General features: G+C 50.6%; 19 protein-coding genes and 2 pseudogenes. 20 read left to right on the top strand and 1 reads right to left on the bottom strand.

Features of this window, described 5'->3' with window-relative positions; translation table 11 throughout:
- The 12 genes and pseudogenes from RIN49_RS06395 to RIN49_RS06340 all read left to right on the top strand — a co-directional run bounded on the left by RIN49_RS06395 (window position 1) and on the right by RIN49_RS06340 (window position 11,197).
- The gene (locus tag RIN49_RS06395; RefSeq protein ID WP_309119327.1) at window positions 1–879 is read left to right on the top strand and encodes a YwqG family protein; all 879 of its coding nucleotides are present in this window, start codon (window positions 1–3) and stop codon (window positions 877–879) included.
- Between the two features lie 128 nt (window positions 880–1,007).
- Window positions 1,008–1,439 (top strand): SRPBCC family protein, encoded by a 432-nt coding sequence (locus RIN49_RS06390; protein WP_309119326.1) that lies wholly within the window; start codon window positions 1,008–1,010, stop codon window positions 1,437–1,439.
- Between the two features lie 304 nt (window positions 1,440–1,743).
- A pseudogene (locus RIN49_RS06385) lies at window positions 1,744–2,280 on the top strand (RCC1 domain-containing protein); the annotation flags it as partial.
- 132 nt (window positions 2,281–2,412) lie between these two features.
- Window positions 2,413–3,996, top strand: coding sequence for a leucine-rich repeat domain-containing protein (locus RIN49_RS06380; RefSeq protein ID WP_309119324.1), 1,584 nt, complete (start codon window positions 2,413–2,415; stop codon window positions 3,994–3,996).
- A 154-nt stretch (window positions 3,997–4,150) separates the two neighbouring features.
- Window positions 4,151–5,791, top strand: a complete 1,641-nt coding sequence (locus RIN49_RS06375; protein WP_309119323.1) for an RNA polymerase sigma factor — start codon at window positions 4,151–4,153, stop codon at window positions 5,789–5,791.
- A 19-nt stretch (window positions 5,792–5,810) separates the two neighbouring features.
- Window positions 5,811–6,821, top strand: a complete 1,011-nt coding sequence (locus tag RIN49_RS06370; RefSeq protein WP_309119322.1) for a hypothetical protein — start codon at window positions 5,811–5,813, stop codon at window positions 6,819–6,821.
- Window positions 6,818–7,906, top strand: a complete 1,089-nt coding sequence (locus tag RIN49_RS06365; protein ID WP_309119321.1) for a hypothetical protein — start codon at window positions 6,818–6,820, stop codon at window positions 7,904–7,906. The genes RIN49_RS06370 and RIN49_RS06365 overlap by 4 nt, the downstream gene beginning before the upstream one ends.
- Entirely contained in the window at window positions 7,896–8,414 is a 519-nt protein-coding gene (locus RIN49_RS06360; RefSeq protein ID WP_309119320.1) for a GrpB family protein, read from the top strand. Before RIN49_RS06365 ends, RIN49_RS06360 begins: the two co-directional genes overlap by 11 nt.
- Before the next feature lie 137 nt (window positions 8,415–8,551).
- Window positions 8,552–9,097, top strand: coding sequence for a GNAT family N-acetyltransferase (locus tag RIN49_RS06355; protein ID WP_309119319.1), 546 nt, complete (start codon window positions 8,552–8,554; stop codon window positions 9,095–9,097).
- A 124-nt stretch (window positions 9,098–9,221) separates the two neighbouring features.
- A complete protein-coding gene (locus tag RIN49_RS06350; RefSeq protein ID WP_309119318.1) occupies window positions 9,222–10,004 on the top strand; it encodes an excinuclease ABC subunit UvrA in 783 nt (260 codons plus the stop codon).
- 76 nt (window positions 10,005–10,080) lie between these two features.
- A complete protein-coding gene (locus tag RIN49_RS06345) occupies window positions 10,081–10,623 on the top strand; it encodes a GNAT family N-acetyltransferase (RefSeq protein WP_309119317.1) in 543 nt (180 codons plus the stop codon).
- A 115-nt stretch (window positions 10,624–10,738) separates the two neighbouring features.
- Window positions 10,739–11,197, top strand: coding sequence for an arsenate reductase/protein-tyrosine-phosphatase family protein (locus tag RIN49_RS06340; RefSeq protein ID WP_309119316.1), 459 nt, complete (start codon window positions 10,739–10,741; stop codon window positions 11,195–11,197).
- 195 nt (window positions 11,198–11,392) lie between these two features.
- Here the strand turns inward: RIN49_RS06340 and RIN49_RS06335 are convergent, their stop codons facing one another.
- Window positions 11,393–12,838, bottom strand: coding sequence for an MDR family MFS transporter (locus RIN49_RS06335; protein ID WP_309119315.1), 1,446 nt, complete (start codon window positions 12,836–12,838; stop codon window positions 11,393–11,395).
- Between the two features lie 429 nt (window positions 12,839–13,267).
- On the opposite strand from RIN49_RS06335, the gene RIN49_RS06330 reads away from it, so the two are divergent.
- From RIN49_RS06330 to RIN49_RS06295, 8 genes and pseudogenes are all read left to right on the top strand, one after another.
- A complete protein-coding gene (locus RIN49_RS06330; protein ID WP_309119314.1) occupies window positions 13,268–13,783 on the top strand; it encodes a GNAT family N-acetyltransferase in 516 nt (171 codons plus the stop codon).
- A 138-nt stretch (window positions 13,784–13,921) separates the two neighbouring features.
- Window positions 13,922–14,455, top strand: a complete 534-nt coding sequence (locus RIN49_RS06325; protein ID WP_309119313.1) for a P-loop nucleotide/nucleoside kinase family protein — start codon at window positions 13,922–13,924, stop codon at window positions 14,453–14,455.
- Between the two features lie 133 nt (window positions 14,456–14,588).
- A pseudogene (locus tag RIN49_RS06320) lies at window positions 14,589–15,326 on the top strand (helix-turn-helix transcriptional regulator); the annotation flags it as partial.
- Window positions 15,327–15,401: 75 nt separating this feature from the next.
- Entirely contained in the window at window positions 15,402–16,196 is a 795-nt protein-coding gene (locus tag RIN49_RS06315) for an SDR family NAD(P)-dependent oxidoreductase (RefSeq protein ID WP_309119312.1), read from the top strand.
- A 196-nt stretch (window positions 16,197–16,392) separates the two neighbouring features.
- Complete coding sequence (locus RIN49_RS06310) at window positions 16,393–17,883, top strand: amidase family protein (protein ID WP_309119311.1); 1,491 nt, start codon at window positions 16,393–16,395, stop codon at window positions 17,881–17,883.
- Window positions 17,884–18,166: 283 nt separating this feature from the next.
- Window positions 18,167–18,322, top strand: a complete 156-nt coding sequence (locus RIN49_RS06305) for a hypothetical protein (RefSeq protein ID WP_309119310.1) — start codon at window positions 18,167–18,169, stop codon at window positions 18,320–18,322.
- A 330-nt stretch (window positions 18,323–18,652) separates the two neighbouring features.
- Window positions 18,653–19,582 (top strand): ABC transporter permease, encoded by a 930-nt coding sequence (locus RIN49_RS06300; RefSeq protein ID WP_309119531.1) that lies wholly within the window; start codon window positions 18,653–18,655, stop codon window positions 19,580–19,582.
- The gene (locus RIN49_RS06295) at window positions 19,583–20,452 is read left to right on the top strand and encodes a carbohydrate ABC transporter permease (RefSeq protein WP_309119309.1); all 870 of its coding nucleotides are present in this window, start codon (window positions 19,583–19,585) and stop codon (window positions 20,450–20,452) included.
- Window positions 20,453–20,497: the final 45 nt, after the last annotated feature.

Raw genomic sequence — 20,497 nt, 5'->3', positions numbered from 1 at the left:
ATGAATCGAGAAGTGATCGTTACCCTACTTAAGGAAGCAGGACTCGAAAGCTACACGTCGGCACTTGACTCTTGGATTTACCCCATAGCACAGATGGTCTTAGAGCCTGAATCAGATCATCTCATTCCTATTGGAAGCAGTAAAGTTGGCGGTGATCCGGATCTTCCGCAACAACTCGAATGGCCGACATGGAAAAATTATTCGATGACATTTATAGCTCAGATAAATTTGGCCGACTGTCCTGCGGAGCTATCCCTTCCGAAGGTCGGTCTTTTGTCATTTTTTTATGCCGTTCAAGCTATGGATGAGGAAGAAGATTTCTACAGGAATCCAGAAACTTGCCGGGTTATCTATACTTGCGCTGACCAACTCAATCCTCTTTTAAGAAGAGAGGCTCCTCAAAATCTAAATGAGGAAGCGTTGATGCGGTCGAACCGGGTGTCGTTTGTACCAAGCCTGTCGGTTCCGCCTTCCGAGTCAGCTTACTTGGAAAGCTTAGGACTTGGGTGGCGCGGCGACCGAGAGGATTTTGATAAATACTGGGGGATATTTTTGCCAGCGTTAAGTAAGAACTGGAATCAAGAAGGCTTTATTCATCGGATTATGGGGCATCCTGACCAAATTCAGGGCGATATGCAGGTTGGTTGTGAAATGATCTACGGCGGATATACTTTGGACAATCTAGAGAAAAATACGGAGTTATATAAGCAAGTAGTTGCTTCAGCTCGAAAGTGGCGCCTATTGCTGCAAATCGATTCTGAGGAAGATAAAACAGGAATCATGTGGGGGGACGTGGGGCGTCTTTATTTCTGGATCCACGAAGATGATCTAAAAGTTTTACGCTTTCATCGAGTGTTCTGCGAAATGCAATGTACATAAGACAGACGTTGTAAAGTTATGGACAGATCGCAGAAATGCATAGGTAAAAATTGACATCGTGCAGACGGATGAATATAATCGGATTGGAACTAGTGTTCGCAATACTCCTTTAGGAGGAACTACCATCAATGGATTTGATTATTGAAAAAACCAGGGATATTCAAGCAAGTAAGCAAGTTGTTTGGAATGTATTAACTGATCCTAATTACGTTAGGGATTGGTTAGGCGTGGATATGGAGACGGATTGGAGAGAAGGGAGTCCTATCCTTTTTTCATTTTCATGGGATGGAAAACGCCTTACGGATAAGGGACATGTACTGAAATACACGGAACTGGACACTTTCTCTTATGATTATTGGAGCGAGCTTTCAGGAACCCCGGACTCTCCGGAAAATTACTCCATCATTGAGTTTCAATTACTTAAAAGTCACGATAGTACAACGCTTATTTTATCGCACCGCAATTTTCCGACATCAACGATGTATGAGCACTCGGATAATAACTGGGAAGAGACTTTGGACAGCATAAAGCGATTAGCGGAAAAATACGGCGTTCGGTAAAACCTCGGAACATAGCGATGTCGTCAATGGAAGTTTTTTAGAGCTCTCCCCGGATGAGCGAATTGTACAGGCAGTGAAATTCCAGTCGGACAACTCCGCATTTTTCAGAAGAGATGTTCATGACATGGACATTAACAGTCGTTCTGGCGGGAACCGAAGTTACCATCGTCTGCGAGAACGTTCCCGAGGCTATACGGAAGGAAGATCATGATGTCGGTTTGAGGAGTAGCCTGGAGAACCTTGCCGAATATACCGAATTAGGTATTATATGATTGCGCTACTCTAGTTTTCAAGGAGGTCAAACATGGATTGCTTCTCGCCGGAACATGCGGCGTTAAAGGTGAAACGGCGCCCTAAAAATACCATAGCTGCGGGTCGTCGTCATACCGTTGGTCTTACTTCTGACGGAACGGTTATGGCTGTGGGCGATAATAAATATGGCCAATGCAATGTAAACGACTGGCGCGGTATTGCGGCGGTCGCAGCTGGCAATGTTCATATGGCGACGAACACGGGTAATGCTCATACCATCGGGCTTAAATCCGACGGCACGGTGACGGCTGTAGGTTGGAATATGCATGACCAATGCGATGTAAACGGCTGGAGCGGAATTGTGGCGGTAGCGGCGGGTAGTTATCATACCGTCGGTCTTGCATCGGACGGCACGGTGGCGGCTGTGGGTTGGAATGAGTTTGGCCAATGCAATGTAAGCGGCTGGCGCGATATTGTGGCGATTGCGGCGGGTTGCGCTCATACCCTCGGTCTTAAAGCGGACGGCACGGTGGTTGCTGTGGGCGATAACGAATACGGCCAATGCGATGTAAGCGGCTGGCGCTGCATTCAATTGCCAGGCTAATTCATGTCCGGTTTAGACTCGACTCGTTGATGAAACTGGGTAACTCGCGTCTAACATGAAGGCACGAAATGCGATGCTTAGGAGCGATGGAGGATGAGGTTGCGAAGGTCTTTATGGATGGTGGCATTCGCCATTGCAGTAGGGAATGTATTTCCAATCCATTGCAATGTTACTGTGGTTAAAGCTGCGGTGCAAGACGAAGAAATTCACTTTCCCGATGCATCGCTTGCGTGGCTCATTCGTCAGGAGATCGGCAAGCCCGCTGGCCCGATTCTGGCAAGCGACGTAGAGCGGTTGGAAACGTTGGCCGTCGACTACGATAAGTTTGAGGAAATCCGGGAGGTCGAGGGATTCGAGACCATCCGTGATCTTACAGGTATCGAGCGTCTTACGAATCTTCATACGTTGGAGCTGAGGGACGGTTATTCGGTGCAAGATCTTTCCCCGATTCAACGATTGAAGTCACTAAGAAAGTTGTCGTTGTGGCAAACCACGATCGGGGATCTCATGCCGTTCGCAGAGCTGACGGAACTCAGGGAACTCGAGATACAAGATATGGTGGCTGCGGACTTGGAACCGCTCCGAAGCCTGACGAACCTGGAATCTCTCTGGTTGGGTTCCAACCGGTTGAAGGATATCAGCGCCTTGGAAGCGATGCCGAATTTGCGCGAGTTGACATTGTATGCGTGGGAGGAACGGAAGCTTGACGCCGCCCCGCTTCACGGCTTACAAAGACTGGAGCTGCTGCATATCCCGAATGCGGGGATCGAGAACATCGAATTTGTAAGCGCGATGCCCAAATTACAAAGTCTAGATGTGCGCGGCAACCCGATCGGGGATTTGACTCCGATCGGCGGATTGACTAACCTTACCGTCTTATCCCTCGCCGGAGAGTCAGTGGGGGATTTGTCTTTCATCCAGACGCTTTCGAATCTCAAACATTTAGAAGCAGAGAGAACCCGAATTCGGGATTTGTCGCCACTAGCAAAACTGGTGAAGCTTGAGACGTTGAATCTTAGCGGAAACCCGATCGAAAATATCGCCCCGCTCGCGTCGTTGACGAATCTGAGAACCCTCTCGCTCATGAATACTTCCGTACGGGAGCTCCAGAGTCTTGAGGGGATGGAGCAATTGGAGACGCTGTATCTGTATGAAACCCATATTGTCTCTCTGAACGGTATCGAATCGCTGCCGCGTCTGAAGCAAGTAAACATTCGGCGCAATGTCGTACCTGTGGATGGAGCGCCCGGCGCCGAAGCGCTGCGAGATCGTATCGTAGCCGGAGGAGGTACGTTCGAATATGACGTCTATCCTTCCATTCCGGATATCGTATTATTCCTTTATGGCGAGCGGGTGTATGCAGGAGGCAAGTATCAGGAACTCCCGGCACCCGCTTATGTGGAAGCATCGCGAACGATGGTGCCGCTCCGGTTCATTACGGAGCATCTCGGAGCGACGGTGGATTGGAACGGAAATGAACAATCCATAGACGTCACGCAAGCTGGCAAGTCGGTACGGCTGACGGTCGATTCCGACAAGGCATACATAAGTGGGGAGGAGCTCACACTTGATGCTCCGCCGCGCATCGTGAACGGAACGACGTTCGTTCCGCTGCGCATCCTCTCCGAGCAGTTCGGCTTGCGAGTCGATCACTACCCATCGTTGGGTGTTGTAGGGCTCATTAGCAATCCGCAATTGTAACGTAAATAAGCAGCGTCCGGCGATGGGTTCGCCGGACGTTTTTTTTGAGAGGATACACCGATGGTTGCGACGAATTTATTTCTTAATTGTGGAAAATGGGGCTCAGAAATCAACCGGCAAGTGCATCTATCTCATCAAGAAGGGAGGGACTTGAGTGGCGGAAGCGTCGGCGGAAGACTTGGAGCTGATTGTGCGGGTGCGAGCGGGAGATCAAGCCGCGTTCGGGGAGCTGGTTCGCAAGCATCGGACGAAGGCGTTCGAATGGGCGCGGAGAATAACGCGGGACCCGCATATGGCCGAGGACATCGTGCAGGAGGCGCTGTTGCGGGCGTTCCTTCATCTAGGAGCGCTTACGGACATGGGGCGGTTCTTGCCATGGCTGCATCGCATTGTCCGCAATGAAGCGCTCATGAAGCTGCGGAAAGCAGAGCATGCGGGCAAGGAGCGCACGTTCACGGCGCTTGCGGCAACTGGAGATGCCGGACAAGTGGCATGGAACGACGTGGACAGTATCCTGCATTATATGGCGGGCCGGTGGGATGACGGCAATGAGCCGGAGCGGCGGCTTGCTCAGGAGGAGTTTCTCGCGACGCTCTGTCATCTGCTCCGATGCTTAACGCCGAAGGAGCGGGCAGTGTTCGAAGCGCACTTCTTCGAACAGCTATCCCCGGCCGAGATCGCACGCTTGTTCCACACGACGACCGACAATGTGTACCAAAGCTTAAGCCGTGCTCGCCACAAGGTGAAGGAGGAACGTACGCGCCTCCGCCTACAAGATTATGTGCGAGAGCAAAGGGATGAGGCGATGCTGGCGAAAGCGGTCGTTGCGTTGAAGAAGGGGCGTGGATCGGCAGAGTGGAAGCGGTGTAAGACATCGTTCGCAGGCGCGGTTCACGCGGTGCTCACCTATGCGGGAGAAGGGAATCGCTCGCTGACCGACGTGATGGGTCTCACCGCCCAAGCGTTCCGGCTGACGGTCGAGGAGGAGCGGATTGACGCCTCCGGACCGGCGATGTATTTCTGGGAAAGCAAGTTTCATGACGGACTGTCGAATTTAGGATTCGAGAGCGCGCATGCGGGAGATGGGGGCTCGCCGCCGACGCCGTTCCTTTTGAACGAGGCGATCTCGCACGCGCGACGTTCGATCGTGCGCGGCGTGCCGGCGATTGCGTGGGACGTCGGCGCGCCGGAGTTCGGCATTGTGTACGGCTACGATGACGAGGAGCAGCAACTTTATGCGGAAGACGCAAAGGGCAAGTACGTAATCCCGTATGATCGATTCGGGCGGGGCGAGTCCGGCGGCGTGTTCGTTCTGTCCGTTACGGAGCCGAAGCCGATCCTCGAACGGGAAGCGACGATGAATGCGCTCGAGATGGCTGTCCGTCATGCGTACGGGGAGATGACGTTCGTAGGTTACGTATGTGGGCTCCCGGCGTACGATTGCTGGATCGAGGCGTTTCGTAAGCGCCGGATCGACGGTATCGGCAACGCGTACACGCTTGGGATCGCCGTCGAAGCGCGTGGGTATGCGGCGAGGTTTCTGCAGGAATTGGGGGCGAAATACGAGGATGCGGCAGCGTTGGCATTGGAGGCTGCGGGGCATTACAAGAAGGTTGCCGATGTTTTGGGACGCATAGCGGAGAAGTTCCCGTTCCCCGCGGCCGGCCAACCGAACGAGCCGCTGGTTGCGGAAGAGGCGATCGTGCTGCTGAAGCAGGCGAGGGCAGCGGAGGAAGCGGGCGTTCGTGTGTTGCGGCAGGTGGCTGGAAAGCTCAGTGAAGAAGAACAATTTTGATGAGGGGATTTGAAATCAGATGGTTACACAAACGGAAAAGAGCATCGAGGGATATCGCTACTATGGGCGGAGCAACTTGGCGAACGTGAATGCTTACAGTGCCGCGCTTAAGCAGGTAGGCAGTGAGTACGGATATACACCTTGGCTGTATGGCGCGATCGGCTTACCGTTCCTTTTCCGCACGGTGGAGAACGTGAACACGGAGCCGGTCCTGCACGAGTTGCCGCACGAACGGATCATCGGATTGCTGAACAATTTAGGTGTTCGCGTGGAGGGGATGAGCGAGGTTGCTTCGGGGGAACGACTGGCGGAGCTTCGGGACGAGGCTTGGGATACGTTGCGAGCAAAGGTCGACGGGGGCGTTCCTTGCTTCGGAAGGGGGTTTTACTTTAGTCATGGCGAGACGAGCGTAGTGCAGGGATACGATGCCGCCGAGGAGACATATATCATCAGCTGTTGGCACGACATCAAGTCTGTGTCTCGGCATACGCTTGGAGAGCGGGACGGATTGGTGGACTTGCATTGGATGGGGCCCGGCGGACGCGCGGAGGACGTCCGACGAACAGTACGGGATGCGCTCGCGCTTGCGGTGGAATTTGCCGAAGGACGGCTAACGTCGGCGGATACGTACGTAGGCGCGGCGGCGTATGCCCAATGGGTCGGGCAGTTGCGCAAGGGAGCTGTCGATGGATGGTTCTTTGCTTATGCAGCGCACGAATGGGATACGGTAAAGACCCACGGATATAAGTTCTTGGTGGAAGCGAAAGAGCGGTTGGGCGAAGAGGCGCCGGCAGCGTTGGACCGTGGGATTCGGGAGTTCGGGGCGGTTCACGATCGAATTCATCGGGTGTACGAATTGTTTCCGTGGAGCCAGCCCCGCGGGCTGATCGCCGATACGGAGCGGCGTCTGGAGGCGGCTCGACTTCTGGAAGAGGCGGCGCCGCACGACTTAGCGGCAATCGAGGCATTTCGGAGCGTTGTCGCCGAGCTTAGCGAAAGCGCGGACGGCAGCGGAGGGATGTCGGCATGATGAAGAGGTCGACTTTGGAAGGGTATCGTTTTGCAGGGATGCATCGGTCGTGCGTAGGCGCGGTAAAGTCGTGCCTCGGTTATTATGGATCTAGTGAGACGGCGGCGTGGATTTATGGGGTAACGGGAGGGGCATTCCTGATAATCGTCGATGAGGCGTTGTCGGCCCCGCTTATCGGGGAACCCGAGGGATCGATGTATGCGCTGTCGAAACATCTAGGCTTGGACATTCAAGGGATCTGCGCGACCGCAGCGGATGGGTCGGCGTTCGAGGCGCTTCAGCGTGAAGCGTGGGGAATGGCGCGGAATGCACTCGACCGGGGCGTGCCGGCGTTCGCGAAGGAACTTGACCTCGGGAACGAGACGTCGCTGATTTACAGCTATGACGAGACAGGATACTACACGCACTCCTGGCACAGCGGGCCCGGATTGCACGAAGGCGCCGACGGCGTCGTTCCATGGACGATGCTCGGACGGAGTTACTGCCCGTGCGCCGCTTGCCGGAGGGAGGCGGACAGCGGCGGGGAGCGCAAGCGAGTGTTTCGCGGGCTGCCGGAAAACGGCGGGTTTGTTTCGCTGCACGTCGCGGAAGAGGGTGATCGATCGGATGATCGAACGGCGCTGGCAGCGGCGCTGAGATTCGCGACGGAGTGGTCGAGTAGGAGTGCCTATGAATGGGGCGGGCGTACGTTCTACAGCGGTGGCGCGGCGTATGATCGATGGATTGGCGCGGTTCGGAGCGGCTCAATCGAGGCGTTCTATATGGGGTATTTCGTCGATATTATGCACGAGAGCCGCCGGTACGCGCAGCAGTTCCTGGCGGAAGCCGCCGAGCGGCTGGAGGGAGACGACGCTATGGCGAAGCGGTTGGCTGTCGCAGCTGAACATTATAAGAAAGTGAGCGGACTTTATCGAACTCTCGAGCAGATGTTTCCCTGGATGCAGCCGCATGCACCTATTGCCGATGCGGAGCGGCGTCAGCATGCGATTGAGTTGCTGGAGCGGATCAAGCGGCTCGACGAAGAAGGCTGGGCGATGTTGGAGGAGATGAGATTGCCGAAGAAGGTGGATTGTTATGAAGGTTAGACTAAGTGAATTCAGTGAGGATTGGATTAGGCTTTTTCATGAAGAAGCTAATTTCCTGAAGTCCGTATTCAACGACGAGATCGTGCGATTTGAGCATTTTGGAAGCACATCGGTTCCGGGAATGAAAGCAAAACCTGTTATTGACATGATGTGTATTGTAAAAAACATTAATAATATTGATCAATATAACGAAATAATGCACTCGCTTCATTACGATGTAGCTGGTGAATGGGGCATCCAAGGAAGAAGATTATTCCGTAAAGGCGGAGAAAACAGGACTCATCATATTCATTTTTATGAAACTAACAATCCGCAAATAGAACGGCATCTCGTATTCAGAGATTATTTGAGAGCCCATCCCGAGGAAGTTGCAAGGTATAGCAATTTTAAGGAAGAATTAGCCCGAAGTTTTGAAAACACGATTGAATATAGCCCAGCCAAGAAGACATTTGTGATGGAAATGGAGAAACTTGCTCTTGCCTGGTTTGCGGACACTCAACAAAAATGATTAGCCTTTCTTCATATTACAAGAATTAAGCGATGGAACCGACTCATCGCTTATTTTACATTCACATCAAAGGAGTTTGGAAGGTGATGGAAGAATAATGTAAAGAGATAAGTTTATTGGAGGGATGTGAGCGTTATATGCAACCTACCTTTGAGACTCGAAGGCTGGTCCTCAGACCATTTGAATTAGCGGATGCAAAAAAAGTACAGGAGTTAGCTGGAGATATAGAAGTAGCGAAAACAACTTTGTCTATCCCACATCCATACCCAGATGGGGCAGCCGAAACATGGATTGAACGTACTCATCAGGTTGTTGGAAATGGCGGTGGCTATGCTTTTGCAATGATAAGAAAAGATGATGGAACGTTGATCGGAAATATGAGCATGGGAGTTGCCCACAAACATAAACGTGCCGAACTTGCTTACTGGGTAGGTCGTATGTTTTGGGGACAGGGATTTGCAACAGAAGCGGCCCAAAGGATCGTTCAATTTGGATTTGAGAATTTAGAAGTAAACCGTATTTTTGCCGCAGCAATGACGAAAAACCCAGGCTCTTATAAGGTCATGAGTAATATTGGGATGAAACAGGAAGGAGTATTCAAACAACATATCCTGAAATGGGGCGTATACGAAGATTTAGTTTTTTACGGTATGACAAAATCTGACTACGATGCAAGAAAATAAATTATTAATAGGGTGCCAGTTTTGTTCCGTTACAACTGGAGCTCGAAAATGGAATCGAATGCGCTTGAAGAAGAACCCAAACCTGTGCAGCGAAAATCGGATGAAATTGAAGGAGCAAGAGCCTATGGATCACACTCGGATTCAAGTAAGACCGTTTAACCCTAAACGCCCGGGCGCCCTCGTCGGCGTCATGATGACCGTATCAGAGTACCTTCGCGCGCTTTACGGAAGCATTGCTGAAACGAGAAGTAACGGTTCATACGGTCCATGTGCCGAGTGCGTTGCAACCATTGAGCCGGCCGTGATTGATCCTAATCGAATGATTGCTCCCGAACTGTCGCTCAAGAACGGCGCAGTCCTCCTATGGGCCGGAACGGATTGTGCCCCAGTACCAAAAATCAGGCGATTGGCCGCGATGCTTGGAATCGATTATCAGGGACCTCTCGAGGAGCAGGATCAACGGTTTATTTCTGTTCTGCTCTATGGGTACGACAAGGAACCCGTTTCGTTTGTACACAACAATAGGCTGCGTAACGACTACTATCGCGGCTGCGTATCAGACCTTCAATCCATGATCGACGCACGCACGACCAGCAAAGGCAATCAGAAGATGATTTCGTATTTCTCAAAACGAACGGAGTGTCCGGCGTGTCGTGGAACCGGGTTAAGCAAAGGGGTGACGGATATTCACATCGCAGGCCTTACGTTGGCTGAGTCCAACAAGCTGCCAATAACAGAGATGCTTGCCTTCATCAAGAGCCTGAGGCATTCGATGATCCCGCGTGAGTTCGAAATCGCCCTGCCCATTGTCAGTCATCTTGAGCCGATGCTCCTCTACTTGAACAAAATTGGACTACGGACGCTGCATCCTGTCATCGGGTGGGGAGGTCCTGCCATATCTTCTTGAGCCACCGGTTAAAGAATCCGCACTAAAACCGACAGTCGGACGGCATTTATTGGATCTTCGAGGGGGAGGCATGGAAATGAAATTGCAAACTGAACGACTAATGATTAGGGATATAGTTTTCGATGACTGGAAGGATGTTCATGCCTATGCCTCTAGCCCATTGGTCACGACCCATATGATTTGGGGGCCGAATACGGAAGTTGAAACGCAGGCGTTCATTGAACGGACGATCGACATGCAGAATCAATCCCCGCGTAAAGACTACGAGTTTGCCGTTACGCTTTCCTCCAACGGAGAACTGATCGGCGGAGTGGGTATTCATGTGGGGCCCATTGGGGTAGGAGAGATAGGGTATTGTTTGAATCCACAATACTGGCGTAAGGGGTTTGCGAGCGAAGCAGCGCGTGAAATACTGCGCTTTGGCTTTTCCGAATTGGGTTTGCATCGAATTTATGCGACCTGTAGACCAGAAAATGTAGGATCCGCAAGCGTTATGAAAAAAATCGGTATGACATATGAAGGGCATTTGCGTGAGCATCTATTTGCAAAAGGGAAGTGGCATGATTCTTATCAATATTCCATTCTAGACAAGGATTGGTTCGCGTCAGAGAAGAGATAATTCACCTCGTTCCACTAACTGGAAGCAATCCTATTATGAAGAAACTCCAAGGATCATAGGCATGTCTATTTAACGTAATGGTATCATTAACCCAAATGGATGAGGGGGTGTTAGAATGAACATCTTATTTGTTTGTACGGATAACTATACCCGTAGCGTTATTGCAGAATTATGCATGAGGCATTATTTAAAAGAGACAAGGAATGCGTCAATAAATGTAGAATCTGCTGGGATAAGAGCTACCAGTGATATTAGCAAATATTCTAATGTACATTTTGACATTATGAATGAGATGGGGATTGATACATCTTGTTTTAAAAGAACACAATTTAACGTGTCCTGCTTCGACCATTACGAAGTGATTATTGGGATGAGCGAACTTCACAGGGATCATATTAAACAGACTTATAATCGCGACATTCTTCTATTCAACGAAGTGCTTCACGGACAAACCGTTCCAGTCAACGTTGGCCATCCTGATAGCCCGAATTTCCTTGAGGATATGAAACAACTAGTTACTTATTTCCGCGAGGCTACACCCATTGTGTTGCAAAAACTGGCTTTACATTCCTGAAAGAAAGAGTATTCATCTTACGAAGACGACAGCACCACAAGACACAACGGTATATCGATAAGGAAAAATTTTCGCAAGTTTGACTTGAATGAAGACCCAAAAAAACAGCGGCATCCTTAGAAAAAATTCGTCCGCCGCTGTTTCATTGATTGGGTCAGTCTAACCTGGATAGGAGACAATGTATTTTCAAGCCCTCTACTTTCCTTTGTTAGCTTTCGGAACTAATCTCGCATTTCCCATCAAGAAGCAGGCAATCAGAGCGATAATAACAAAGCCGAGCCCAACCAGGAAGACACTATTCAAGGAATGGCTCAGCACCACTCTAGAATCTGTTTCACTTCCGCCTGCAACCATTCGCTCCGTCAGCAAATTGCCAAGCACGCTGACTCCAATCGTTCCCCCGATAGACCGGAAAAATTGAGAGGAAGAGGTAGCGACACCCCGGATTCCAGGCTCCACTGCACTCTGTGCAGCAGTGCCGACTACCGGATACAGCGCACCCATGCCCAAACCCGTAATGATCATGTACAAGACCAGCTGCAGCGAAGTCGTATCAACCGTCATCCCACCAAGCAGTCCCAAACCTATTGCCATTAGAGCCATGCTAGGAACGAGAATGGTCCGGTATGAGACTTTGCTCATCAACCTTCCGCCTATTGTCGTAGTAACGACTACGGACAACATAAGCGGTATTAGGATGTAACCGGCATAGGTAGGGCTCACTCCCATCACGTCTTGGGCAAAAAGAGGAATAAACGCTATCGCACCAAACATTCCGGCGCTCATAAAAAATCCGGCAATGTTTCCGAAAGCAATGACGCGGATCTTGAATAGGTGTAGCGGTAGCATCGGTTCTTTCGCCTTCGTTTCGATCCGTATAAACAAAGCAAGAAAGAGGGCACTTAGACTGAATAGGGCGACAATAAATGGTGAAACAAAATCTCCATGTGCTGCGCTCTGCGTGGAGTCCCCGCTTAGGGCAAGCGCCAATAAAAGAGAGACGATAGAGATGCTGAACGTGACAACACCGGCCCAATCGATGGATCGTCTCGCATAGCGCTTGCTCTCCTTCCAAGCAGCAACCATAAGGAAGATGGCCGGTATACCGATAGGCAGGTTGATGAAAAATATCCAAGTCCAGCCTAAGTGTTCGGAGATCATTCCGCCGAGTGCCGGTCCGAGAATGCTTGAGATAGAGAACACGGCGCCGAACAAGCCCATGAACTTCCCTCTTGACTCCGGAGGGTATAGATCCCCGACTATGGTAAAAGCAATTGGCATCAATGCCCCGGCTCCCAACCCCTGAATTCCTCTAAAGACAATCAATTGCGACATGCTTCCTGCAAATCCACACAGGAAGGAACCTAGCAGGAAGAGGGATAGGCCGAATAAGTAGACGTTCCTACGTCCGAATAAATCCGCCAGTTTCCCGTACACCGGGATCGTGGTCGTCGAAGCTAACATATAGACGGTAAATACCCAGCTGTATAAGGACATTCCATCCAATTGTTTGACGATAGTGGGCATAGCGGTGGATACGATAGTCTGGTCTATCGAGGCTAAAATCAATCCCATTAATAGGCTGATGGTGATGGATTTTACATTTGGTTGTTGGTTTGGGGCAGTAAGTTCTTTTGACATATAGTTGACGCTTCCCTTCCTTTAATTGCTGGCCCGCGGAAGCAGCAACAACAATATACCTAGAATCTGAAGAAAAGAATAGACTTATCCTTCCCGATGAATTATTCTATAGCTAGAGAGCGCCCCAAGAGAGGGCGCTTTTTTGATTTCATCGGAAAGTCTTATTAACGCTTAGTTCCATAAACTACTTTGGCCGCTTATATGATTGGCTGCCGTTGTCCGTTAAAGTCACTGGCAGAGTAGCTCAATTGGATACACTTAATAAGATTAAATGTTGTGGGAGGCGGAAACGCCAAGAGGTGATCGGCAGGAAAGTTCAATGTCAACGTGGAAATTAGTGGATAAGGTTGATGTAGAAAGGTGTAATGCTGACCATGGAATGCTTAGGATGTAGGATTGCTTGCGGCCTGGAATCGGGGTGTAATAAAAATGCAAATAAGAAAGCTAAATACCAATGAAGAACCGCCATTGGAACTTCTATTATTAGCGGATCCATCGCGGAGACTTGTTGAAGAATATCTCCGAAGAGGAAATTGTTTTGTCGGCTCGCTAGATGATCAAATAATAGGTGTCTATGTCCTATTACCGACAAGACCCGATACAGTTGAATTAGTAAATGTAGCAGTCGAGGAAAAGCACCAAGGAAAAGGGATCGGAAAACTGTTAGTGAAGCATGCAGTACAAGTTTCCATGGACCTAGGATTTAAAACAATTGAAGTCGGCACTGGGAATTCCGGTGTCGGCCAACTTGCTCTTTATCAGAAATGCGGTTTTCGAATCACTGGGGTGGACAAAGACTTTTTTGTTAGACATTACGATGAAGAAATATACGAAAATGGTATTCAAGTTGTAGATATGATACGACTATCTCAAGATTTAGGTTTAACTACCCGCCATCGTCGGACAGACGGTTCGGAAGAAGCATCCCCAACGAGTCGAGTCTGATATTCAAAGATCTCGCGATTTAGGTTTAACTACCCGCCATCGTCGGACAGACGGTTCGGAAGAAGCATCCCCAACGAGTCGAGTCTGATATTCAAAGATCTCGCGGTACAATTTACTCTTGAAGGGAGATGGTTCAGAATGGCGAAAGTGATCTTATTTCGCGGTAAATCTGGAACTGGTAAGACAACCTTGTCCAGCGAGCTCGGTAGGAAGCTCAACTTGCCTGTTTTACGTAAGGACGATATCTACGATTCCATTGCTGATTTTGTCCATGCACATGATTCGAGAAACAAAATATGCTTTGATTTCCTCTATCGATTCTTACAAAACATAATCGATGCCAATGCAACGATCATTCTTGATTTTGGGTTAAACAATAGCAATGACGTCTACAGGTTAAAGAATTGGATTGAGGACAGAGGCGGAGAACTAATAACGCTGGTATGTACGTGTAGCGATGACTCTATTTGGGCAGAGAGACTTTCCGAACGTGGCGTAAATCCACTACCTAATCAATTAATTACCAATTTATCTGAACTAAAAGATCATTATAAAAGCTTTAATTCTCAGCACCTTGACGGTGAATTAATTCTAGACACGGTTGACGATCTAGATGTACTCATCGAACAGGTCGAGTCGTTTTTAGAACACAAAAAAGGATTACGATCATGAGCATAAGAACTACCTACAGAAAATGAAAGCGCGGCGACGGAACCGTCCAACGCTAATTTGTATTTTTTGGCATGCCTGTAACTGACGGGATCGATCCGGTAGGATAACAATGGTCCACAGTCTCCGTGGACCATACGCTCGCGACTATCGGGACGCGCTGAATCGAATGCGGAGCTACAAGCAAATGTGCCCTCCCGAAAACTTGTACATTCGTGAAGAGGGTGAACGATGCTCGATTGAAGTAGAGTGGCAATATGCGGAGCGACCCGGACCGCCAGTGCTTATCGGCATCACATTCGCCTACCTGCTTGAGCTTGGACGCCGGGGAACCGGACGTCACCTGACGGCTCATTCCGTCGAATTCATCCATCCCGCGGGCGACGTTAAAGTTCTTGAAGGATATTTCGGTTGCAGCGTTCGGACGGGGACGGACCACAATCGGCTAACGTTACATCGAGATGATCTGAACCGTCCCTTCGCGTCGTACAACGAAGAACTACTCGATATTCTAACTCCCGCCCTAGATCGAACGTTGGATGAACATCAGAGCAAGCGCACAATTCGCGATAAAGTCAAATGGATACTTTCGCGATGCCTGACGCGAGGGCGAATCGACATTCAAACCGTAGCCAACGAACTAGTGAGCGATCGTACGTTGCAGCGCCGACTGACGGAAGAGGGGATAAGCTTTAAGAAGCTGCTATCGCAGACCAGACATGAACAGGCACTCTTATACCTGGCAGACTCGTCGCTGGAGATTAAAGAGGTAGCCTTTCTTGTAGGCTACGAGGACCAAAATTCGTTCTATCGTGCGTTTCGATCATGGGAAGGGGAGACTCCCGCTAATTGGCGCGTCGCGCAAGAGAGTTGACGTCTCACGCTAGTTACCGTTTAAGCGAAACGAGATAACATTATCCCTATCCAAAACATAAGGAGTGCCAGACTGATGGATATGGGATTGAAAAGTAAGATTGCTTTAGTAACGGGATCTACCAAGGGAATCGGTAAAGCGATTGCCCTTGAACTTGCGAGAGAAGGCGTTCATGTACTCATAAATGGTCGGAACAACGATGACGTTGAGCGCACGGTTGCGGAAATCCAATTGGAGTTCCCGGGGACGCGTCCTCAGAATGCTGCGGCCGATCTCACAGATGAGCAGCAAAGAGAAGCTATATTCGCGAAATTCCCTCACGTCGATATTCTCGTTAACAGCATGGGCATCTATGAGATCATGTCCTATGACGACGCGGACGATACGGTATGGGAAAAGTACATCCGCACGAATGTACTCGCCGCCAACAACCTTATCAAGTTCTATATGCCCTCTATGTTGAGAAGTGAATATGGCCGTATTATTTTTATTGCGAGCGAGGAGGCCGTCATGCCTTCCGGCCAAATGCCTCAATATTGCGTGACCAAATCCATGCTGTTGTCGTTGTCCAAGAGCATGTCCAAGCTAACGCGGGGGACCGAGGTTACCGTGAATACGATCCTTCCGGGTCCGACCCTCTCCGAGAAGGTGCAGCAGATCATCGAAAGCATTGATCCAAACGAAGGAGAGACGTTCGAAGATAAAGAAAAAGACTTTATGACGAAGAACCTGCCTCAATCCGAGATCCAAAGGTTTATCAGACCTGCAGAGATCGGCCGCTTGGCCGCTTTCATCTGCAGCCCGATGGCTTCGGCTTTCAAAGGATCTCCGATTCGCATGGACGGAGGAATGGTACCGACAATATTTTAATTGCTGTGTAATCGTCAATGGTCACATCGATCCAGTGGCAGCCGACCTCAAAGATCGGCTGCCGTTTACTGTCCAACAAATGCAACGGAAGCAGGAATCTTGGTACTACTTCATTGACATTGGTATGAGCTTAAAGGACTTCAGGTCCATTCGTCGAACGCATCTATAGCAGACATTAAAAAGGAGAGTCTCAATAATGGACAAAATTGAAAATGATTGTTTGATAGAAGCAGACATCGTTTCGTTGCAGTTGGCGATGGAATCAGGCTCGCTAACGTCGGTGGCTTGCGTGCGTTGGTATTTGAACCGTATCGAACGGCTTAACCCTAAGCTGAAAGCAGTGCTAGAGATCAACCCGGATGCGATCGCGGTCGCGGAGGCGCTTGACGCGGAGCGGCGGGAGCGTGGAGTTCGCGGACCGCTTCACGGCATCCCTATCTTGCTCAAGGACAATATCGACACAGGTGACAACATGCATACTAGCGCCGGTTCGGTCGCGCTTGCGGAACATTTCGCTCCGACGGATTCGGCCGTGGCCGCGCAATTAAGAGCTGCGGGAACTGTTTTCCTTGGCAAGGCAAACATGACAGAATGGGCGAATTTCATGTCGGGCACGATGTGGGCGGGGTATAGCTCCAGGGGAGGTCAGACACTAAATCCCTACGGTCCCGGCGAGTTGTTCGTGGGCGGTTCGAGTTCAGGCTCCGGCGCGGCAGTTGCCGCGAATCTGTGTACCGCCGCAATTGGTACAGAAACGTCGGGTTCGATCATCAGCCCGTCCTCGCAAAATTGCCTTGTCGGCCTAAAGCCGACTGTCGGGCTTGTAAGTCGTACAGGTATTATCCCGATCACGCATAGCCAAGATACGGCCGGTCCGATGACGCGTACGGTCAGGGACGCGGCGATTTTGCTTGGCGCCATGACGGCGGCGGATCCAGAAGATGCAGCCATGAATGGGAATAGGCGAATAGCGTATACGGATTATACTTCATTCTTAGACCCGAACGGTTTGCAAGGCGCGAGAATTGGCGTTCCGCGGCATTATTATCAAGGACTGGATAAAGCTCGTGCCGTGATTATAGAGCGGGCGATCACTCTGTGCAGAGAACTCGGAGCGACCGTCGTCGACCCGGTATCATTGCCTTGTGAGAGTGCGAAGTGGAATTGGGAAGTGATGCATTTCGAATTCAAAAAAGGGCTGAACGATTATCTCGCCAAGGCTGGACCCGGCGCTTCCGTTCGGACGTTAGATGAACTTATCGCTTATAACGAAGCAAATCGCGACGTAGCGCTTAAATATGGACAAAACACGCTGATCTGGTCGAATGGAACAAGCGGCACATTGTCCGAACCGGAGTATGCCGAGAGTTTGCGCCTTAACCGCGAGGTTTCCCGGGATCAGGGCATCGACCACGCGATCCGCGAATATCGGCTAGACGCTTTGTTGTTCCTGGGCAACGAAGAAGGGCTCGATTTGTCTGCGCGCGCAGGTTATCCAGCGATTACCGTGCCAGGAGGGTATGCGGAGACAGGAATCATCGCCGAAGGCGGCTACACGACCAAAGGTCCGCAGGGAATTACTTTCGTTGGAGCCGCCTACAGCGAGCCCATACTTTTCCGACTTGCCTACGCCTACGAACAAGCCAGCAAACACCGTTTCGCGCCGACCGATCCAGTTCAAGTGTAATAAAAGCTACCGGTAAAAAAGAGATTTATACAACAACGTAACGAGGCTGTCGGGCTCTGACCGGCGGCCTCCTTTCGTAAGTACCAATGGCGTTCAAATGGGAAAAGGCTCCTCTTCCAGTACATAATTTGAAGGATTTTTGCGTGAAACTAAACGCATATTCGACTGGGAAGGGATGAGAATATGAGAAAAAATGATCCTGCACCTGGGAATCAAGCCGAGAACCAAGCCGATAAGGATACGATGTGTGCTTGCCTATTTTCCTACTTGGGAGGAGAAGCGGATGAACATCATTATCAAGATTCGAATGGTTTGGAACAGTTGGTGTTACGGGTACAACACAGCCTTGATCGTGAGTTGTTATGACAAGGAGATCCAGTGGAAGTTGGAACAATCTGCTGAATATCATATCAAGGAACTGGGACGCCTTGCTGGATAGGCGTCTTTTTTCTTGACTGAATGCCGTTCGTTGGATGCAGATCGCGCAAATCATCACTGGATCCGATCGCGATAAACCCGTCGCAGGCTGGTTAGTTCTTTGCCATACCCGAATGAACCGATCTTCCACGGAGCAAACCGTCTCTCCAGCATGGGCCGATAAACCCGCGTACCTACGCGGTACGACGAGGTTTCACAGATTTGCGCATTCGGTGGAAGATGTAACGATTGTACATACCGGCCGCCGCCGTTACGATGTCCATGAGAACATCAGGAGGGAGGTCGGGGAAAGATGGCAACGACGCCGGCAAGCGCGGATCGCGGCATTCCGATGCAAATCGATGCGCAGCGGAAGCGGTCGGAGAATCGGTACCTGCGCAATATGAAGAAGCATTGGATGCTGTACTTGATGATCCTTCCCGGGATCGCGTACTACGTGATATTCAAATATGTACCGCTAGCGGGGAGCGTCATCGCGTTCCAGGACTACCAAATTTTTAACGGCATCTTAGGAAGTCCATGGGTATGGTTCGAAAATTTCGTCTTTTTGTTTACGTACCAAGATTTTTATCAGGTGCTGCGAAACACCGCGGTCATCGCATTATACCAATTAATCTTCGGGTTCCCTGCGCCGATCATCCTTGCGCTGCTCTTCAACGAAGTCAGGTGGATGCTCGCCAAACGTACGCTGCAAAGCTTGTTTTACTTGCCGCACTTCTTGTCTTGGGTCGTCGTCGGCGGCATCGTCTTCGAGCTGCTGGCTACGCAAGGCGTCATGAATCAAATCCGCGGATGGCTAGGCTTCGAGCCGATCTTGTACATGCAAGAGGAGCGTTATTTCCGATCGATCGTCGTGCTGTCGGGCATATGGAAGGAGGTCGGCTGGGGAACGATCGTCTACCTTGCCGCGATTACCGGCATCAATCCGAATTTGTACGAAGCGGCGGTCATGGACGGCGCGAACCGGTGGAAGCAGACGATCTACATCACGCTTCCTTCCATGGCGCCGACGATCTTGGTGCTCTTCCTGCTGAACATCGGCAACTTCTTGGAGCTCGGCTTCGATCAGATCTTTAACCTGCTGACGCCGATGACGTATTCGGTAGGCGACATTATTGAGACCTACGTTTACCGGGCGGGCGTGCTTCAAGGGCAGTACAGCGTAACGACGGCGATCGGGCTGTTCCAATCCGTGATCGGATTCATTCTGCTTTGGGTCTTTAACCGTCTCGCCCGAAAATCGGAACAGGGGTTGTGGTAAATGAGACTATCGTTCGGTGGAAAGTCGTTCAACGCTTTGAATTATGCGTTCTTAACCGCGGCCGCGGCGACGATGATTATGCCGCTCCTGCATCTGCTCGCCATGTCGTTCAGCTCGCCGATCGCGGCCGACTCGAAGAAGGTGTTCCTGCTTCCCGTGGAGTTTACGACGGGCTCTTGGGCGCACATTCTTCAGACCGAGGAGCTATGGAGATCGTTCGGCATTACGGTGTATATTACGGTGGTCGGTACGCTGATCAGCATGTTCTTCTCCTTGCTGACCGCGTTCCCGCTGTCGAGAAGAGAGTTTCTGCTTCGCAAGCCGGTCATGCTCGGCATCGTCATTACGATGATCTTCAACGCGCCGATGATTCCGTTTTTCCTGACGGTGCGGGAGCTGGGGCTGATGAATTCGCTTTGGGCTCTCATTATTCCGGGCGTGATCGGGACCTTCAATATGATCATCATCCGGACGTTTTTTATGGGCATTCCCGGGGAGCTGGACGATTCGGCGCGAATCGACGGCTGCTCCGACTTCCGAATTTTGTTTCAAATTTACTTGCCGTTGTCGAAGCCGGTGCTCGCTACCGTCGGTCTGTTTTACGCGGTAGGGTATTGGAACACGTTCCAACGGGCGGTGCTCTTCCTTCGCGATCCGTCGATGTGGCCGCTGCAGATGAAGCTGCGCTCGTACTTGACATCGCCGGAGGAGCTGGCCGCCGTCAATCTGTTCCTCGGAGATTACGACTTTAATACGACGACGCTGAAGGCGGCGACGATCATTTTCGCAACGATTCCGATCATCTTGGTGTATCCATACCTGCAAAAGTATTTCGTGAAGGGCGCCATGCTGGGGTCTTTGAAGGAGTAAGGTATTAAGCCGAGTCGCTCGGTTTGGTATAGATTACTGAGCATA

It is taken from the genome of Paenibacillus sp., from assembly GCF_031177825.1.
Lineage (GTDB): Bacteria > Bacillota > Bacilli > Paenibacillales > YIM-B00363 > Paenibacillus_AE.
This window is presented reverse-complemented; position numbering and strand designations above follow the sequence as displayed.

What these genes read in the sequence shown, in the direction of transcription:
- RIN49_RS06395 (WP_309119327.1), top strand. Translation starts at nt 1, where the DNA reads ATGAATCGAGAAGTGATCGTTACCCTACTTAAGGAAGCAGGACTCGAA.
- RIN49_RS06390 (WP_309119326.1), top strand. Translation starts at nt 1,008, where the DNA reads ATGGATTTGATTATTGAAAAAACCAGGGATATTCAAGCAAGTAAGCAA.
- RIN49_RS06380 (WP_309119324.1), top strand. Translation starts at nt 2,413, where the DNA reads ATGGTGGCATTCGCCATTGCAGTAGGGAATGTATTTCCAATCCATTGC.
- RIN49_RS06370 (WP_309119322.1), top strand. Translation starts at nt 5,811, where the DNA reads ATGGTTACACAAACGGAAAAGAGCATCGAGGGATATCGCTACTATGGG.
- RIN49_RS06365 (WP_309119321.1), top strand. Translation starts at nt 6,818, where the DNA reads ATGATGAAGAGGTCGACTTTGGAAGGGTATCGTTTTGCAGGGATGCAT.
- RIN49_RS06360 (WP_309119320.1), top strand. Translation starts at nt 7,896, where the DNA reads ATGAAGGTTAGACTAAGTGAATTCAGTGAGGATTGGATTAGGCTTTTT.
- RIN49_RS06355 (WP_309119319.1), top strand. Translation starts at nt 8,552, where the DNA reads ATGCAACCTACCTTTGAGACTCGAAGGCTGGTCCTCAGACCATTTGAA.
- RIN49_RS06350 (WP_309119318.1), top strand. Translation starts at nt 9,222, where the DNA reads ATGGATCACACTCGGATTCAAGTAAGACCGTTTAACCCTAAACGCCCG.
- RIN49_RS06345 (WP_309119317.1), top strand. Translation starts at nt 10,081, where the DNA reads ATGAAATTGCAAACTGAACGACTAATGATTAGGGATATAGTTTTCGAT.
- RIN49_RS06340 (WP_309119316.1), top strand. Translation starts at nt 10,739, where the DNA reads ATGAACATCTTATTTGTTTGTACGGATAACTATACCCGTAGCGTTATT.
- RIN49_RS06335 (WP_309119315.1), bottom strand. Translation starts at nt 12,838, where the DNA reads ATGTCAAAAGAACTTACTGCCCCAAACCAACAACCAAATGTAAAATCC.
- RIN49_RS06330 (WP_309119314.1), top strand. Translation starts at nt 13,268, where the DNA reads ATGCAAATAAGAAAGCTAAATACCAATGAAGAACCGCCATTGGAACTT.
- RIN49_RS06325 (WP_309119313.1), top strand. Translation starts at nt 13,922, where the DNA reads ATGGCGAAAGTGATCTTATTTCGCGGTAAATCTGGAACTGGTAAGACA.
- RIN49_RS06315 (WP_309119312.1), top strand. Translation starts at nt 15,402, where the DNA reads ATGGATATGGGATTGAAAAGTAAGATTGCTTTAGTAACGGGATCTACC.
- RIN49_RS06310 (WP_309119311.1), top strand. Translation starts at nt 16,393, where the DNA reads ATGGACAAAATTGAAAATGATTGTTTGATAGAAGCAGACATCGTTTCG.
- RIN49_RS06305 (WP_309119310.1), top strand. Translation starts at nt 18,167, where the DNA reads ATGAACATCATTATCAAGATTCGAATGGTTTGGAACAGTTGGTGTTAC.
- RIN49_RS06300 (WP_309119531.1), top strand. Translation starts at nt 18,653, where the DNA reads ATGCAAATCGATGCGCAGCGGAAGCGGTCGGAGAATCGGTACCTGCGC.
- RIN49_RS06295 (WP_309119309.1), top strand. Translation starts at nt 19,583, where the DNA reads ATGAGACTATCGTTCGGTGGAAAGTCGTTCAACGCTTTGAATTATGCG.